This is a genomic window from Endozoicomonas numazuensis (genome assembly GCF_000722635.1).
Taxonomy (GTDB): Bacteria; Pseudomonadota; Gammaproteobacteria; order Pseudomonadales; family Endozoicomonadaceae; genus Endozoicomonas_A; species Endozoicomonas_A numazuensis.
This window is the reverse complement of the sequence record NZ_JOKH01000006.1, coordinates 66,893-83,652: the sequence shown is the minus strand read 5'-3', so window position 1 is coordinate 83,652 and position 16,760 is coordinate 66,893. Positions and strand designations below refer to the sequence as shown.

The window sequence follows — 16,760 nt, the reverse complement described above, 5'->3', positions numbered from 1 at the left end:
GGTTATGATGTCGGTGTAAAAGGTCTGAGTGCAATTATCAGCTATTAGTCAGTGAATCAGGATGCTGCCACCTTAATGGCAGGAGTAACCCTTTAAGTCTGGGGGTATTTATGGAACTTTGATGGGGGTCACCAGTCAAATAAATGTTGTGCTACCTACATGTGAAGTGGTTATGAATAATATTGGGCTGGAGCAGGCTGCGGCTTTAGTGACAGATGATAATCTGAAGTTTCCCGTGCAGGAGACCGAGCAGGATTTTCGTCCTGAACAGGAGTCCGGCAGACTTCATGACGATTATGAAAAGAGTCTCCTTCACTACTCACGATACAGCGTCCGTCGGGTATCCGGTTCCAGTACACTGCTCTTGTCTGCCTCCAGCGAAGGTCATTCCTGGAGTACCGAAGAAGACCGGTCGTCCCCCCGGAGCAGCCTGAATATTTCCGATTGTGAAGCCCAGCTTTATCTCAACCCCCAATATTCTTCTGATAATCTCGAATATTCCTTTGTGGCTGGCATGGAAAAGCAGCTTTTGGCAACTCGCCGTTCCAGAACCAGTAGTCTGGGCTCAAATCCTTTCGTTTTAGGGAGTACAGAAAGCAGGGGAGACGAGGTGTTTGTTGAAGAGGTCTCCTCCCAGCCCAAACTGATTCGTAGAGAGTTAAAAGAATACCCGGTTGGAACCGGCGATACCTGTGGATTGAAAACGCGCTACATAGCGACTCTGCCTGACAGTATTTTTAATAGTACTTTTATTATTTATGGCCATGACGATCAGTTGGGAATCCCTGGATATGTTGAACGACACCGCCTGGTCGATGATCCTGCCCATTACAAGATCGCTTTGGAGATGTTTCTGATTGAGCTCGATGTCATGTCGCGCATGAATCATTTCAATATTGTGACCTTCTTGGGTGGCCACTCCTATGAATCTTGTGATGGCCTGCATCTTGTCCTCAGGCAGACCTATGCCGGAAAGCCCGTTAAAGAGGTCTATTGCCCAGAAGGAAAAAAAGAAACCCGGGGAGAAAGGATGACGCAGCGTCTTCTTCTAACGCAGTTTTTAGGGTTCTGGAAGGCAGTCTCTCATATGAGAGAACAAAGGGTTCTGCACCGGGATATTTGTCCTGACAACCTAATGTGTCGCGATGATCAGCTGATTCTGATCGATTTCGACCAGGCAGCGGATTGTCGGAATGGCTTTCCCAGAGATTTCAGCGGTCGTCAGTTCTATGCCGCCCCTGAGACCCAGCTGCTAAAAACCCAGGATTATACTGCGGATGTTTTTTCTACTGCTGTCACATGCCTGAAACTGCTGGAATGGCAGGGGTATATAGCGCCAGAATCTATGAAGAGAGTGGGAATAGAGAGAAAAGAAAGAGTGAGAGGCAAACTCATTAAGTTGATTTTTAATGGCATAAAGCCTGTTCTGAAACATCCTGTACCTCTAAAGATCGAGCAGCTGTTTGAGTGCCTGGTCCGGTGTGTCGATGTCAACCCAACGTTAAGGCCTTCGGCAGAGAGTGTGGTTGCAGAACTTACGCAATTGATACCCCTTTCAATCAGCTATACCCCAGATGTCAGTTCAGATGAGGAAGATGAAGATTCACTGACAGTGGGTAAGGACCTGGAAACTTCAAGCCAAAAGTCAGTCTGATCTATACCCTTTGCCACTAAAATGGTAATCTAAAGCGTTTACTTAACAGCCGTGAGCGATTGAAAAAATCTTGATGGCCCGAGAGTCGGTCGTACTTCAACGTTCGAGCATGCTATCTATAGAGTGCTCGCTAGTGAAGAATCAGTAGAGCGAGTCAGCCTGGAGCGTTTATAGGTCAGCCTGGAGCGTTTATAGACAGCTTCGTTGGATTTTACGAATGGGTCTGTTTAAGCAATGTAAGAGGAAATAGGCCGCTCTTCCTCGATTTTAGGCTGAAATTGTTTTAGCACCGGCAGACGCCCGGGGTGAAAAAAGATTTTTTTACGGTAAAATAACGCATTCCCTCTTGAGTTAATTCAGTCTGGAGCCATTAGGGTTCCGACGATTTCAAGCTCTTATATAAGAGGGTGCATTCTCCTCCAAGACGCTGGTTGCAATGAGCACAACAGACACTTCATCCAACAAACCATCTAAATCCGGTAACTTTCTTGAGCAGATCATTGAAAAGGATCTGAAAGAAGGCGTTGTTCAATCGGTTCAAACCCGATTTCCACCGGAGCCCAATGGCTATCTTCATATTGGTCATGCCACCTCTATCTGTCTGAACTTCGGACTGGCTGAGCAATTCAATGGCCAATGTAACCTGAGGTTTGATGACACCAATCCTGAAAAAGAGGAGCAGGTGTATGTGGATGCCATTCAGGAAGATGTTCGCTGGCTGGGTTTCAAGTGGAGCGGAGAGGTTCGCTATGCTTCCAGCTACTTCGATCAGTTTTACCAGTGGGCACTTTACCTGATCAAGGAAGGCAAAGCCTATGTTGATCACCAGGACGCCGAGTCCATGGCCAAAAACCGGGGTGACTTCAACACGCCGGGAGTAGAAACAGAATGCCGTAAGCGCTCTGTGGAAGAAAATCTGGCAGAATTTGAAAAAATGCGTGCCGGTGAGTACGAAGAAGGTCAGTGCAGCCTGAGAGCCAGGATTGACCTGCAACACTCAAACATGAACATGCGTGACCCGATTCTTTATCGGATCCGTAAAGTGCCTCATCATCAGACCGGTGACAAATGGTGCATCTATCCCAGCTATGACTTTGCCCATGGTCAGGAAGATGCCATAGAAGGGGTGACGCACTCAATCTGTACGCTGGAGTTCCAGGATCATCGCCCTCTTTATGAGTGGTTTATTGAGAATCTTCCGGTACCATCCAGACCAAGACAGTATGAGTTTGCCAGGACTAACCTGAATTATACTGTCACCAGCAAGCGTAAACTAAAGCGGCTAGTGGACGAAGGCATTGTTCAAAGCTGGGATGATCCTCGTATGCCAACCGTGTCCGGTATGCGTCGTCGTGGTTACACGCCAGCATCGATACGCAAATTTTCTGAAATGGTCGGTGTCAGTCGTTCAGATGGTATTGCTGATGTTTCCATGCTGGAACATGCGATCCGGGATGATCTGAACAATAATGCAGCTCGTGCCATGGCTGTTATGAATCCACTCAAAGTGGTCATTACCAACCTGCCTGAAGGTGAGGTTCAGGAAATGGCAGCAGCAGCGCACCCCAACAAACCAGAGCTGGGTGAGCGGACACTGCCGTTTACACGCGAACTTTATATCGATCGTTCTGACTTCACAGAAGATACCACGCTGTCACGCAAGAAATTCAAACGTCTGGTGTCTGGTGAATATGTTCGCCTGCGCAGTGCCTATGTCATCAAGTCTGACGAAGTGATTAAAGATGAACAGGGTAAAATTACAGAGATTCACTGCAGCTATGTGCCCGATACAGTGGGTGAAAATCCTCCTGAAGGCATCAGGCCTCGCGGTGTGATTCACTGGGTATCTGCAACCCATGGCAAGCAGGCAGAAATTCGTAAGTACGATCGCCTGTTCAATCATCCTGCCCCCGACAAGGGCGATGAAGACTTTATGACGCATGTGAACCCGGCTTCACTGGAAGTGGTGACAGGCTGGGTAGAACCTTCACTGGTGGACGCAGAACCAGAACAGGGTTTTCAGTTTGAGCGGGAAGGCTATTTTGTAGCAGATCGACGTGAGCACAGTGCCACTAAGCCGGTATTCAATATGACGATTGGTCTCAAGGATACCTGGGCGAATAAGGTCTGATTCAGGCATGATCGAAGAGAACGCTTGTATTCGGTTCGATCATGAACTTGGCCAGCAAAATAGTTTTCACAGTAATAAGTGATTGGGATTCAGCTCTTCCTGTACTGACAGGAAGAGCATAGAGCCTGAATCATCAGGCTACAGGACAAAGAACGTGTTGCAGATATACAACTCTCTGACCCGAACCAAAGAAGCCTTTAAGCCGCTGGATGAAAATCATGTGCGGATGTACGTCTGTGGAATGACGGTTTATGACCTGTGTCATATTGGTCATGCCAGAACCGTCACGGCTTTTGATGTGGTTTCCCGTTATCTGAGAGCCAAGGGTTATAACCTGACTTATGTTCGCAATATCACCGATATTGATGACAAAATCATTCGTCGCTCTCTTGAAAAAGGCGAAACCATTGACGTACTGACGGATCGCATGATTGCAGCCATGCGAGAAGACTTTAAACGTCTTGGTAATCAGGAACCGGATCAGGAGCCCAGGGCTACAGAGCACGTTGAAGGCATGATCGAAATGATCGGTGATCTGATCGAGAAAGGTTTTGCTTATGCACCGGGTAACGGTGACGTGTATTACCGGGTTCGCAAATTTGACGGCTATGGCAAGCTTTCTGGCAAAATTCTGGAAGAGCTGGAGGCCGGTGCCCGTATTGAAGTGGAAGAGCAAAAAGAAGATCCTATGGACTTCGTGCTCTGGAAGGGGGCCAAAGAAGGTGAGCCCAGCTGGACATCACCCTGGGGTAATGGTCGTCCTGGCTGGCATATCGAATGCTCGGTAATGGGCAAGTGCTGCCTGGGTGAAACCTTCGACATTCATGGCGGTGGCTCGGATCTCAAGTTCCCTCATCATGAAAATGAGATTGCCCAGAGTGAAGCAGCCAATGGCCAGACGTTTGTTAATACCTGGATGCACTCCGGCGCCATTCGCATTGATAATGTGAAAATGTCCAAGAGTCTTGGGAACTTCTTTACCATTCGTGAAGTACTGGATAAGTACCCAGACGAAGTAGTGCGCTACTTCCTGATTTCCAGTCATTACCGCAGTCCGGTCAACTACTCAGAAGACAGTCTGAAAGAAGCGTCTGTTCGACTTGAGCGTCTCTATACCGCTCTGAAAGGTTTGGATATCGCTGATATTAGCCCGGCTGAGAATACACGGTTTGAAGAAAAATTCATGGCTTCTATGGACGATGACTTCAATACACCGGAGGCACTGGCCTCTTTATTTGAGCTGGTACGTGAGTTGAATACGGTACGTACGGCTGATGAGCAGCAGGCATTGCCGTTGGCAGCCTTGCTGGTGAAGCTGGGGAGTATTCTGGGTGTGCTTCAGGGAGACGCCGAAGCGTTTCTGAAGTCAGGAACCGAGGTGGATGAAGCCTGGATTGAAGCAATGATCCAGAAGCGAAAAGATGCCAAAAAAGCGCGCGATTTTGCCGAGTCAGATCGAATTCGTGATGAGCTGGCGGGGCAGGGAATTATCCTGCAGGACAGTCGCGAAGGTACCACTTGGCGCATTGAGCGATAAGGATTTGGTTCGAACTTCCTAATTAAAGCATGAATTCCGTTCTCCCTGACTCATCTTACAGGGCCTGATTTATTCAGGCCCTTTCAATCTCACCACTCTTACTTCAGCAGTCTTGAATAAGTGCTAGTACCTACCTTTTAGTAAAAAATACTGGCACAATGTCGCTCAATAGCAAGAACTCACCCCAACAAGCAGGAAGCCATTGAGCCAAGGGATTAGTGCTCGCCAGCTGTTTAGGCAGCTAGAACTCCTTGGGCGGTAGCGTGTCCAACCACTTAGTCAACAGGGCTTTTCACGCCTCTACCGCCGCGATTCAAAACATGGGTATAGATCATTGTCGTGTTGACGTTGGCATGACCCAGAAGCTCCTGAACAGTACGAATATCGTAGCTACTTTCCAGTAGGTGAGTTGCAAAGCTATGCCTGAAAGTGTGACAACTGGCGTGCTTGTGAATACCTGCTTTCTTGATCGCAGCTTTCACACTGCGCTGAATGCCTCGCTCATTGATGTGATGACGACCAATCTTACCAGACCGTGGATCACGACTGAGCTGGCCACTGGCAAAAACATATTGCCAGGCTAATTCTTTTCCAGCATTAGGATACTTTTTAGCAAGGGCACCGGGCATATGAACAAAACAGACGCCTTGCTCCAGGGCTTTGTTATGTAAAAAACTGGAATGCTCAATATGCTCTTGCAAAGCGCCAACAGCTTTATCAGGCAAAAGGGTCACTCTATCCTTACTGCCTTTACCTTCTCGAACGGTAATTTCTGAGCGGCCAAAGTCGACATCTTTTACTCGCAACCTCAGAGCCTCTTTCAATCGTAAACCGGCTCCATACATTAAGAGTACAACCAGGTACGGTGTACCCGTTAAATGACTCATCACCTTTTTTGCTTCTAACGTTGAAAATACGACTGGAAGCTTTTTTGGGCGCTTGGCATTCTTCCAGTGATCAACAACCAGATTGTCATGACCCAGTACCTCACGAAATAGAAAAACCAAAGCACTCAATGCCTGTTGTTGAGTATTGACAGCAACATTTCGGTTCATAGCAAGGTGACTGAGAAACTGACTGATTTCAGCCCCACCCATTTCTTCAGGGTGTCTCATCTTGTGATAGCTGAGAAACTGCCGGATCCAGCTCCAGTAAGAACGCTCTGTAGAGAGTGAATAGTTGGAGGATCGTATGGCAATAAGAAACTGTTCTTGCAAGCGCATCAGTAAACCGAATACTGTTTATTTATCCAGTAAAAGTAGTTCGCCTATGCAAATTATCAAGAAAATTATAACTTATTGTTTTTAAAGAAGAATATGATTAGTTTGTTAGACTGCTTATGTTAAGCGAAAAATATACAAATCATGAAATGCGACAGGTCGAATAATGATCAGTAAAGTTGGGTCGGAGTTAACAATTTCTCCTGTTTTATGCTTTTAAAGCAGTTAAAATAATCAAATTTATAATATTTTTAAACGACAGCCGGTTGTGTATCTCTTGATTCTCACTAGCTCAAAACTGGACGATTGTGCATGATTAACCTGTAACCCTTGATATTCAGTATCTGTAAGATAGGTACCGTCGTTTCAATTTGATGCGTAAGCCCTGACACCATTACCCCCGCCGCCCAAATTGATTGAATAAGCGTGGAGCAAACTAATACCTGACATGTATATGAGTAGTAATTAAGTCAGCTTATTTAATAGGCATTTCATTGTTGATGAGTGCATGGAAATACCTGATAACTGAAAATGTAAATAGGATAGCAGTGTTCATATTACACGACGGCATGTTTACAAAAAGAGGAATGCAAAGCCTATACTGCAGCCCACTAATAAATATCGGTAATCATACTGTGAAATGGTTTTTTTCAATGTTTGTGCTCATTGGCTGGGAGGCTGACCGAGAATAGCGCCCGTAGCGAGGATCGCAGAAAATTGAGGATGAAAATTCGGTTTTGTGAGGAGAATAGCGAGCTATTTGACGAACAAAAGCGGATTTTCAGACCAATTTGCTGCGACCGCACGACGGCATGGATGCCGGAGCTAGGGCAACGCAGGAGCAGTTGCCGGTAGGGCAGACTATTCTTGGTCAGCCTCCTAGAGTCAGGTTATTGCTGAGTTACCCTACCCACCGGATCATCCTTCTGATCTTTGGAAAACGTACAGTCATACAGAACCTTTTCCTGAAAATCATTTTCTGCTATCAAGTGGTAATGCTGCCTGCGTTAGTTTTGATTCAGAGGTTTCTATTTGGACGCCGGGGATAGTTCATTGTGATACGTATAGTTCAAAGTGTGCCTGCCATTCTGCCCGCCTTGATCAATCATTTGTTTTTGATGAATTTCTGATATTAATGGCGCCTTCTGGCCTTTATCTTTCTGAGCCAGCAGATATTGATCCTGACCAACGGATACGATTTGAGTCAGGTGATCTTGTTTATGGTTTTTGCATAGTTGAAGACCCGGAAATTAAATCTGTAATGGCAGGTTTTATTGCTGAGAATAGCAAGCAATGCATAGTCTCAGGAGTTGCTTATGACCGCTATAAAGAATTTCAGCTGGTGAGAACAGGGCTTATCAGAAATTTGTTAGCAACGATGAATTTGTCAACAAACTTGTTGGTTACAATGATTGTTTGTACGGTTATTTTCTATGTGGGCGTGGTGCTGATGGGACCCGGACTGGATGATTAAAAGGATCCTGGGTTAACAGGTTTAGCCCACTGCTCAACTGGTCTCACGTCTAATTGAGAACGCCCCTAGGAGGCTGACCGAGAATAGACATTCCGGCCTAAAATCCAGAAAGAACGGCCATCTTTTCCACTGGATTTGCTTAAATAGGTCAACTATTCGCACAAATCCAGTGAAAAAGCTGACTCGTTCTACTGAATTTTATGCTCGGACGCTATTCTCGGTCAGCCTCCTAGCCTCCTTGTTATAAATACTTGCATCATCCTGGGATTTTTTTAGTTATGAGGCTGTCAAACCATCATGAAATCAGTAAAGGGGTGTACTTGTCATGTATGGATTTATACGAAGTTTTTTTGGTGCCAGCCGCCAGCAAGGGCAATTAGCGATTGTACCAGAAGTCACACCGTCAAGTGATATCAGTGAACCAATGGATGCCACGGCACTTTCGCCTGCCCGGATTGTAGATTCTCACGCCATAAAAAAATCCGAACCCGTATTCACAGAAGACTTTATGGCTCAGTGTCGTGGGTTGGTAGATCGCTACTTAATAAAAAACTACGATGGAAGCACTGCTTCTCACCAGCAGATAGCTCGTCCGCATCACGGCGCTCAACATCAATGCAGGGAGTCTCTCTGGGCTACGATTTTATTACAAAAACGCCGTGACTGGGGGGATGAAGCGGCCCTGAATTTCCCGGATGAGTATATTCCAGCATTAATAAAAACCTGCCTCTTGCACGACAGCGGCAGAAAGGGGGAAGGGGTAGATAAACCTGAATGGGAGCGAGCCAGCGCAGAAAACTGTCGGGAACACCTCCTTGCACTGGGAACCCACCCAAAACTGGCCGACATATGTGCCAGGGCGATTGAATACAAAGATAATCCGGAAGCCTTCCCATACAGGGACGATCAAGCAGCCTGCCTTATTCGCTCCTTGCTTCACGATGCAGATGTTTTTGAGGTTATGCGTGTACGAGAAATGTTTGACCTTGACTATCTTGAGCTCTACCAGGGCTCTCAAAATAATCAGGCTCGTTGCAACGAGATATTAGCTCTTGCTGTATCTATTCGCGACTTTATTGCCAGTCAGGGGGATCTGAGAGATAACACCGGTATTGAAGGTACTTGCTCTGGAAGCAAGACAATCCTGAAAGAAAAAAGTCCAGCCTGTTTTTCTATGAGCGAAAAGTTTGAATTCGAAAAAGCGCCTGATGCCATGTCAAAACAGCTTCAGCATCTTGAAAAAAACGCACCAGAACTTTTTGAGAGCTTGGTTACCTGTGCTGGAAAACCGATAACCTGTCAGCAGTGCCGGCTTGATGAAATGAAACGAACCGCCAGACCTATAGGCGGAAGTCGGCAACAAAATTTAGCTGGTAAATACCAACACGAATCGACAGGGCAATTATATTATGTCAAATGCCCGCTTGAGCCTGAACATGCCAGAAATGAAGTGTTAATGTCTAAGCTTGCCTCTTTAATGGGGTTGCGTGTACCTGATTACCGTCTTCATCAGGAACAAGGCAAGACGTTTGTTATTTCGCCCTGGCAAGAGGGCTTAAAACCTGTTTCTGATTTCTCTAAAAGATCAAAAGAAGAGCTTGCATTACTCTACATTGGTGCAGCATGGCTTGGTAATTCGGATACTGTCTATCATCAGGGTAACACTCTGGAAGGAGCTGATGGTCAGCTTGTTTCTCTGGACTGGGGTGTTGCGGGACGTTTCAATGCGTCATCTAAAAGAAAATCAGATTTTTTTTCTGCCCCCATAGAACTAGCGGCTTTTAAGGATGCCAATACTCAATTGTCCAAGAAATACTTTGAGGTTAGAAATGAAAAATGTGCCTCTAATCATCAAAATGCCTTTGGTGGGCTGACCGACAATGATGTCATAAATGCAGTGCGTCGCTTAATTAATGTTCCCTCCCGGCAAATAGACGAACTTATTGAGACTTATGGTCCCGATAAGCCCGGTGAACGCCAGTGGTTAAGGCGGACTATCCATGAACGAAGAGCCTGGTTTGCTTTACGTTACCCACAAGCCTGTGATGAGCAGATCATTACACCAGCGGAACAGGGGGCCATTTCTTCTGCAGGCATTAATGGCTATTGTCGTCCGGTTTGTGTGGGCGATATAGCGGAGGGTCAAATTAGACTGCAACAACAATATACCCCTGATGGTCAGGCACAAATTCAGGCTTCTCTCCTGCTCAGTGAAGAGGCTGCTGTCCGTCTTGAAAGTGAGATGGGTATAGTTCACAGCCATCATAACCTCAGACAGAAAATAGCCTTTTTCAGAAATTATGTTTCCGGAACCAGTATGTCAGAGGAGTTGCGGCAAGAGCACCGTATTCTGACCGGTGAATGCCAGAATTTGATAGCAAATCTGGATAAAAAAACAGGCTCTTACCGAGGTGTTAACGGAGAGTTGCGGGAAAATTTAGAACAATGGCTGTCAGAGCTTCGAAAGAATGTTCAAGAAACCAAAGATGGTGAGTTAGTTAATCTTAAACATTTGCCCGAGTTGGCTGGCTTGACAGATTTGCACTGCCTGCCTGGCAGGGTCGCTACTGTGGGTATGGAGCTTCCCGGTACTTTCTCTGTTATTCCGAGCCTATGGAGTCAGGGAGCATTGACTGGTGAGCGCTGTCAAATGGGTAATTCTGTTCCGGCATACACAATGACTCCCGATGAAAAAACAACGCTGTCATTTCATGGAGCAGCTATTCCAACAGGGCAGGCATTTGCAAGGCGTCTGACTGTTACCGTTGAGGGTTCACCAGAACATGCTGCTGAAAAACTTTTTTCAGTGCTTGAGGGGTTTAGCCTGCACATCAGCCGACCGTCTGCCATAAGCCTGCAAGAAGAGTATCTCGATCAGCTTGCAAGATTTGAGGGCATTCATCGAAGCCTCGACCAGCAAGTGAAAGGCATGGCAGAGGAAGAAAGAGTCAGACATAAGGAACACTTTGTTTCCGCTCATCTGGGTGTTTTATCACTGTCATGGGAGCACCATTGCTTGATGGAGGGTGGGCAGCGTATCTTTTTCAGACCTCCAATGCCCGTTAATTCGAGTCAGAAGAGTGATCACTATGCCAGTCATGATCTTGGATACTTTTCTGGAGACTCGGAAAGAAAAGCTGAAAACGTAATTGATACGATTTTGCACAAAGGTGGTACTTTAGACTCGCTGCCAGAGAGAAGCCGAAAGGGTCTCCCAACTTTTGGAAGTAGTGTTCTTGATGAAAATATAGAAAACGGCGCCGCTACATTGGTGTTTAGCCGGCTTGGCAAAAAGAAACACCATGAGGGCATTCGGATTTTGCTTAAACCAAGAGTCCTTGAGCGTTTGGATGCTATGGCCTTCGGAAGTAATGCTTTTATCAGGGATAGGGCAATCAATATTGCTGATTCTGATGTGCCATTAACCAAAAAGATGAAACTCGAACGAACGGAAACCCGTGAGCTACTGACTAATCAGGAGCACGAAGATAAGAATCATGTTAATTATGCGCACAGTGTATCTTTATATGAGAATCTTGAAGCGATTAGTGTTCCGGACGAGCAAGGTAAGGCTCGGTTAACAGAATGTCTTAAAAAGCACTTTGACTATTGGCCTGATGGTCGTCCTGTTGATGAAGTGGTTCTATTAAATAAATATTCATATGCAGAATATGAGCGGCTATGTAAGCATAAACAGTGGGGACAACTGGTCAAAAGTCTTGGCTATAACCAATTCAAACCATTTCTTCAACTCAATCCCGATCTGGAGAAAAGTGGAATCAGCAGTTTGAATGGGTTGGAGCTTAGAGGATGCCTTGAAGGTTTTTCCTTTAAGGGTATTGATCTGAAAAACACTGTTTTTTCATGCATGAAAATAGAAAACTGTAATCTGACGGGGTGTGATTTGAGTTCTTGCACTCTATACGGCACATTCATAAATTGTCAGTTTGATGATGGCAACCAACTTTGTTTTACTGATGACCGTTTCTATGCCAGATTTGTTTTTAGTCATTTAGTAACTGATACAGTGCAATGCAATTCGTTCAAAAGTTTGCTTAGGCAGGTCGATCGGCACTGCTCTTGTGGGCTCGAAACAGGGTTGCCTGACTTCGATAAGACTTATGACCGGCTGTTACTCAAGGATAGGGTAGGGCTTTTAAAGTACCAGGCATTAACCGATATTGAGGAGCAGTGCCTACTAGAAAAAGCGAAGCGTGGGGAGATCATTCATCCAAGCGAATGTCTTTGGCAAAAATTCTGCAACAAGCATTGTTTCGGTTCTAAAGAAGAATCAGCGTTTATCAACCAATTAGATCCACGGCGTGGTTTTAGCTTACTTAAAGATATATGCTCTGACTCTATAGAAGATAAAACATTGGATGATATTTTAATAAAATATGGGGTTGATATTATATGTGAGCTGTCTAGAGATTATTATGATGGGAAGAGAAAATTCTTTTCAATGCCTAAAGTAAAGAGTGAAGTTAATAAATTAATGTTCATTCCACAGGTTTTAGAAAAATTAATTGATACTATGGTGATGAAGTCAAGAGTAAATAATTTAGCGTCCCTGGTTGTTCTTTTTGAACTCTACAATGAGGCTGCGAGTGAACCGCTGGGAAATTTTGAACACTATATTGACAGTGATTCTTTCAATCGGAGTAAAGCTCTAAAGGAAATGCAAGAGCAGTGGCAGAAAATAAAACCGACTTTTCTTATGTACTCGGGTTTAGAGAATAATAAGCACTAACGTTTTATAGTTTTCGAGCTCGAATAAGGTTAAGCAACCGTTCTGATTATCACAACGGAACGGTTGCCATGCTCACTTCAGAACAGAAAGTTATCCTCCGGGAGCTTTCTTTATATACGACATTTCTCACAGGTGCGCTATCATCAATTGCGGCACCAACGTTCTGCGAGTTGCTTCTGGGGAGTATGATTTCTGATGAAGGGTTTCTTACACAAGCCCTTCTGGTAATTCAATATGAAAACGTCTGGAGCAGCTATCACCATTGGGTCTCACAGGGTAAGTGGCGATGGCGAGATCTGGCCCACCGTCTGATATTGCTGGTTTGCTCCAAAGTACCTGACGGCCAGATCACTTCCATTATCCTCGACGACCTGACAATTGAGCGGTGCTCTGCCAAAGCTCCGGCATGCAGAATACATCGCCAGCACAGCAAGAAAAAGAACCGTGGTCTTTATATCCTTGGTCAATGCTGGGTTTTTCTCGATGAATATAAGGGACACCCATACATTTGACTAACCGACCGGTTAGACTACTTTTCTCCTGTCTTTGATTTTTATCTTTGTAGCAGGAGTACCCATGACCCGAGCCCGTAGCAGTTTGATTGATCCAGGATCAACACCGTATTATCACTGCATGGCTCGTTGTGTTCGCAGGGCATACTTATGTGGTGAGGATCATCTGACCGGCAAGAGTTTTGAGCATCGCCGGCAGTGGGTGGTTGACCGGTTGCAGGCACTGGTTTCCATCTTTGCCGTTGAAGTCTGTGCTTATGCTGTAATGTCTAATCATTATTATGTGGTACTTCACATCAACAGCAGAGATGTTGAAAGCTGGAGCCGTGATGAAGTGCTGCAGCGCTGGACTGCCCTTTTTGCTGGCCCGGTGCTGGTACAACGTTATATGAGCAGAGCCAGTCTGAGCAGCTCGGAACTCAGTCGTGTTGACGAATATGTGGATGAGTATCGTCTTCGCTTGAAGAGTGTGAGCTGGTTTATGCGTTGTCTAAACGAATACCTGGCTCGTGAAGCCAATAAGGAAGATGGTTGTAAAGGTCGATTCTGGGAAGGGCGCTTTAAAAGTCAGGCGTTACTGGATGAGGCAGCATTACTGACTTGTATGGCTTATGTTGATTTGAATCCTATTCGGGCAAAACTGGCACCCACGCCTGAGCAGTCAGACTATACCTCTATTCAGAAACGCATCGGAAAAACTGCTGGTGCAGCAGACATCAAGCAGCCTTCTATGCTGAAAGCATTTCAGTGTCAGGGACAAAATCCGGATGAGGCTTTGCCTTATATTCTTCATGATTATCTGGAGCTGGTCGACTGGAGTGGCAGAGTGGTAAGAGCCGATAAGAAGGGCTCTATTCCAGAGGGTGCGCCTCCTATTCTGACCAGGCTTGAAATCGATTCTGATGAGTGGCTGAAAACCATGAGTTGGAACAATCGATTCTATCGAGCGGCAGGTAGACTCAAAGCCATGAAGGCTTACGCACTCAATACAGGGCAGCAATGGCTCCAGGGGTTACATATCTGCAGTCGTTTATTCAAGGCGTGCTGACTCAATTCTTAAGTCTCATGCGTCGAATTCTTGCTGAAATCTTTTGGTGAGAAGGTTCACTGTTCCTGCAAAAGTGATTTCAGCGTTTTAACCATTGTTTAATGGCCTTTACGGGTATTCCAGTAAGGAAGATTTGAGCTGATCAGGGAGATTTGGGCTAGGGCGGTATTCAAGTTTGTTGTATGTGTTTTTGTGGATGTCCTTTTCCTTAATTTCCTTATCACGGAAAATAATTTGAAGTATTACCATATTTATACACAGGCAGAGCACAACAGAGATTTTCCAAAGCCCGCCGAAGGGATGACTTTCGATATTGGTGAGAAACTAAACCCTTATTCATGTAGGAATAAAAATTCTGCAACACGGTTAGCTCCCGGAATTACAAGTAGCGAAGTGACTCAAAGCTATATTTCTATGCTCCGCGAGTTGGTTTTTGAAAATATAAGGCTTACTAAATTCCCTGATTTACCTTCAAGAAAAACGTGCCTATGGGTTACAGATAGCCTAGAAAGTGCAAAATATTGGGTGGAAAGAATCCCGCACAATGGCTCAAAAGTGATATATGAGTTAGAGCTAATAGAAGGGAATGTCCATGAAGCATGGGAAGGACATTTAACAACAAACATGGAAAATATTTCTGAATTAGAACAAAGAGCTGTTTTATATTGGCAAGGTAACCCTCCAGCCTCGGAACAAAGAGAAANTGTTTTTCCGTACTCTGAGAAATCTGCTTCAGCACAGGCTAATGCGATTGAGGGTTTTAGCGTTAAGGCTTGGGCTTTAACATGTTCTGAGCCTTCCATTATAGCCGCATTAACATCTCGCCATGCTCTATTCAATAATTCTGGACTACGTGTTTTTCCGTAATCTGAAAAATCTTTCTCCACTGATCTTAAAGTAATTTCTGTTTGAGCCACTTGTCTAGAAAATGCAGTTGCTAGACCAGCATCAGAACTTGAACTTTTATTTTCTAAAGTTCCAAAAGGATTTTTATGTGTTATAGAATCCATTTTATTGTATCCGTGTAAGTATGTGAAATTATATCTTTATAGACAATCAGATATTAATTAAGTTCTATTTTGGAAAAATATATAACAAACAAGTAAGCGCATCTAAAATATAAAGGACACCCAGTGCGCCGAGATAAATCGGCAAGAAATTGAAGGTGAAAGCCCTTCATCCGGTAAGGTCTAGCAAACCGCCGGAACCCCGAGTCATGGGCGGTTGTCAGTAATGACAATGGTTAAGCGTTGACAGGGGAAGATGCAGGCTCAGTATTGAGCTTCGAAACCATTATCGAGAACGCCGACCACGTTGGGTGATTGGGAAGGCAATACAACAAGAGTGCGTTACTGCAAGTGCCCTTGTTGGTTCTCCGGAGTCGTTAGACCTGGTGCATGTATCGATGTCTCTTGCGCGGAACTCGGGAGACCCTGTCTGTGATTCACACTTTTCCATGTGGGTCAGGTTCGGTGAAGTCTGTGGACGAAGACTGGACGCTTACGCAAGCAGGGAGTCAGATAGTTTCATAGTAGTGAGGAAACTGGCGAACAAAGTGCAGGTAAACACACCAGACCACGGCGGAGCCGGTGGAGCGAAGGGAACTAACCGTCAAAAAGAGCGTGACAAGCCGATCCAGACTGTAACACAGAGTGCAGAAGGATGGACGACAGGGCTATCACGTCTACATACAGCAGCAAAGCGGGATCGGTCGCTGCAATTCAACAACCTGCTTCATCATATTACCCCTGAGTTGCTAGTGAAGGCATACCATCGTCTGAACCGGAAAGCGTCCAAAGGGGTCGACGGTGAAAGCTGGCAATGCTTTGGCCAAAATCTGGCTGAACGAGTGCAAGCACTTCACACACGCATTCATACCCAAGCCTATAAACCCCAATCCGTGCTTCGAATCTGGATACCCAAAGCGGATGGCGATCATCGTCCAATAGGGATAACCACAGTAGAAGACAAGGTGGTGCAGCAGGCGTTGGTCTGGGTGCTGGAAGCAATCTACGAAGCAGACTTTCTTGGGTTCAGTTATGGCTTCAGGCCGGGACGAAATCAACATCAGGCACTGGACGCAGTGTACATGGCGATTACCACCCGAAAGGTTAGCTGGATAGTGGATGCGGACATCAGCCGGTTCTTTGATCAAATCGATCATGGCTGGATGATGAAATTCCTGCAGCACAGAATTGCAGACAAAAGAATACTCCGGCTCGTAGAGCAGACGCTCAGAGCTGGAGTCGTCGACGATGGCCGAAAGATCAGAACAAGACTTGGAACACCTCAAGGGGCGGTTATTTCCCCATTACTGGCGAATATCTACCTCCACTATGTTCTGGATCTATGGGCTCACCAGTGGCGCAGGAAGCAGGTCAGAGGTGAGGGCTACATCGTCCGTTTTGCGGACGACAGTGTGATGGGATTCCAG

General features: G+C 45.5%; 10 protein-coding genes. 9 read left to right on the top strand and 1 reads right to left on the bottom strand.

Going from position 1 to position 16,760, the window contains the following annotated elements; translation table 11 throughout:
- The first annotated feature begins 172 nt into the window (after positions 1 to 172).
- The 3 genes from GZ78_RS21325 to cysS all read left to right on the top strand — a co-directional run bounded on the left by GZ78_RS21325 (position 173) and on the right by cysS (position 5,322).
- Positions 173 to 1,654 carry a protein kinase domain-containing protein gene (locus tag GZ78_RS21325; protein WP_161787453.1) on the top strand — a complete coding sequence of 494 codons (1,482 nt, stop codon included), beginning with the start codon at positions 173 to 175 and terminating at the stop codon, positions 1,652 to 1,654.
- A 436-nt stretch (positions 1,655 to 2,090) separates the two neighbouring features.
- On the top strand, positions 2,091 to 3,785 hold the full coding sequence (locus tag GZ78_RS21320; RefSeq protein ID WP_034840732.1) for a glutamine--tRNA ligase/YqeY domain fusion protein: 1,695 nt from the start codon (positions 2,091 to 2,093) through the stop codon (positions 3,783 to 3,785).
- 154 nt (positions 3,786 to 3,939) lie between these two features.
- Positions 3,940 to 5,322: a cysteine--tRNA ligase gene (gene cysS, locus GZ78_RS21315; RefSeq protein WP_034840730.1), complete on the top strand. Its 1,383-nt coding sequence runs from the start codon at positions 3,940 to 3,942 to the stop codon at positions 5,320 to 5,322.
- Positions 5,323 to 5,597: 275 nt separating this feature from the next.
- On the opposite strand, the gene GZ78_RS21310 is transcribed toward cysS, so the two are convergent.
- Complete coding sequence (locus tag GZ78_RS21310) at positions 5,598 to 6,545, bottom strand: integron integrase (RefSeq protein ID WP_034840727.1); 948 nt, start codon at positions 6,543 to 6,545, stop codon at positions 5,598 to 5,600.
- Between the two features lie 1,132 nt (positions 6,546 to 7,677).
- Here GZ78_RS21310 and GZ78_RS21295 point away from each other — a divergent pair.
- The 6 genes from GZ78_RS21295 to GZ78_RS21270 all read left to right on the top strand — a co-directional run.
- Complete coding sequence (locus tag GZ78_RS21295) at positions 7,678 to 8,016, top strand: hypothetical protein (RefSeq protein ID WP_034840722.1); 339 nt, start codon at positions 7,678 to 7,680, stop codon at positions 8,014 to 8,016.
- Positions 8,017 to 8,977: 961 nt separating this feature from the next.
- Positions 8,978 to 12,766, top strand: a complete 3,789-nt coding sequence (locus GZ78_RS21290) for a pentapeptide repeat-containing protein (protein ID WP_236631640.1) — start codon at positions 8,978 to 8,980, stop codon at positions 12,764 to 12,766.
- A 185-nt stretch (positions 12,767 to 12,951) separates the two neighbouring features.
- Entirely contained in the window at positions 12,952 to 13,278 is a 327-nt protein-coding gene (locus GZ78_RS21285) for a transposase (RefSeq protein WP_034840718.1), read from the top strand.
- Positions 13,279 to 13,342: 64 nt separating this feature from the next.
- The gene (locus GZ78_RS21280; RefSeq protein WP_034840715.1) at positions 13,343 to 14,326 is read left to right on the top strand and encodes a hypothetical protein; all 984 of its coding nucleotides are present in this window, start codon (positions 13,343 to 13,345) and stop codon (positions 14,324 to 14,326) included.
- 300 nt (positions 14,327 to 14,626) lie between these two features.
- Positions 14,627 to 15,193 carry a DUF2441 domain-containing protein gene (locus GZ78_RS31070; RefSeq protein ID WP_407919816.1) on the top strand — a complete coding sequence of 189 codons (567 nt, stop codon included), beginning with the start codon at positions 14,627 to 14,629 and terminating at the stop codon, positions 15,191 to 15,193.
- A 538-nt stretch (positions 15,194 to 15,731) separates the two neighbouring features.
- Positions 15,732 to 16,760, top strand: a 1,029-nt coding sequence (locus GZ78_RS21270; RefSeq protein WP_269078785.1) for a reverse transcriptase domain-containing protein, incomplete at its 3' end; no start/stop codon positions are given.

Bases quoted from the DNA above. Each gene is read 5' to 3' on its own strand.
- GZ78_RS21325 (WP_161787453.1), top strand. From the start codon at position 173: ATGAATAATATTGGGCTGGAGCAGGCTGCGGCTTTAGTGACAGATGAT.
- GZ78_RS21320 (WP_034840732.1), top strand. From the start codon at position 2,091: ATGAGCACAACAGACACTTCATCCAACAAACCATCTAAATCCGGTAAC.
- GZ78_RS21310 (WP_034840727.1), bottom strand. From the start codon at position 6,545: ATGCGCTTGCAAGAACAGTTTCTTATTGCCATACGATCCTCCAACTAT.
- GZ78_RS21295 (WP_034840722.1), top strand. From the start codon at position 7,678: ATGGCGCCTTCTGGCCTTTATCTTTCTGAGCCAGCAGATATTGATCCT.
- GZ78_RS21290 (WP_236631640.1), top strand. From the start codon at position 8,978: ATGCGTGTACGAGAAATGTTTGACCTTGACTATCTTGAGCTCTACCAG.
- GZ78_RS21285 (WP_034840718.1), top strand. From the start codon at position 12,952: ATGATTTCTGATGAAGGGTTTCTTACACAAGCCCTTCTGGTAATTCAA.
- GZ78_RS21280 (WP_034840715.1), top strand. From the start codon at position 13,343: ATGACCCGAGCCCGTAGCAGTTTGATTGATCCAGGATCAACACCGTAT.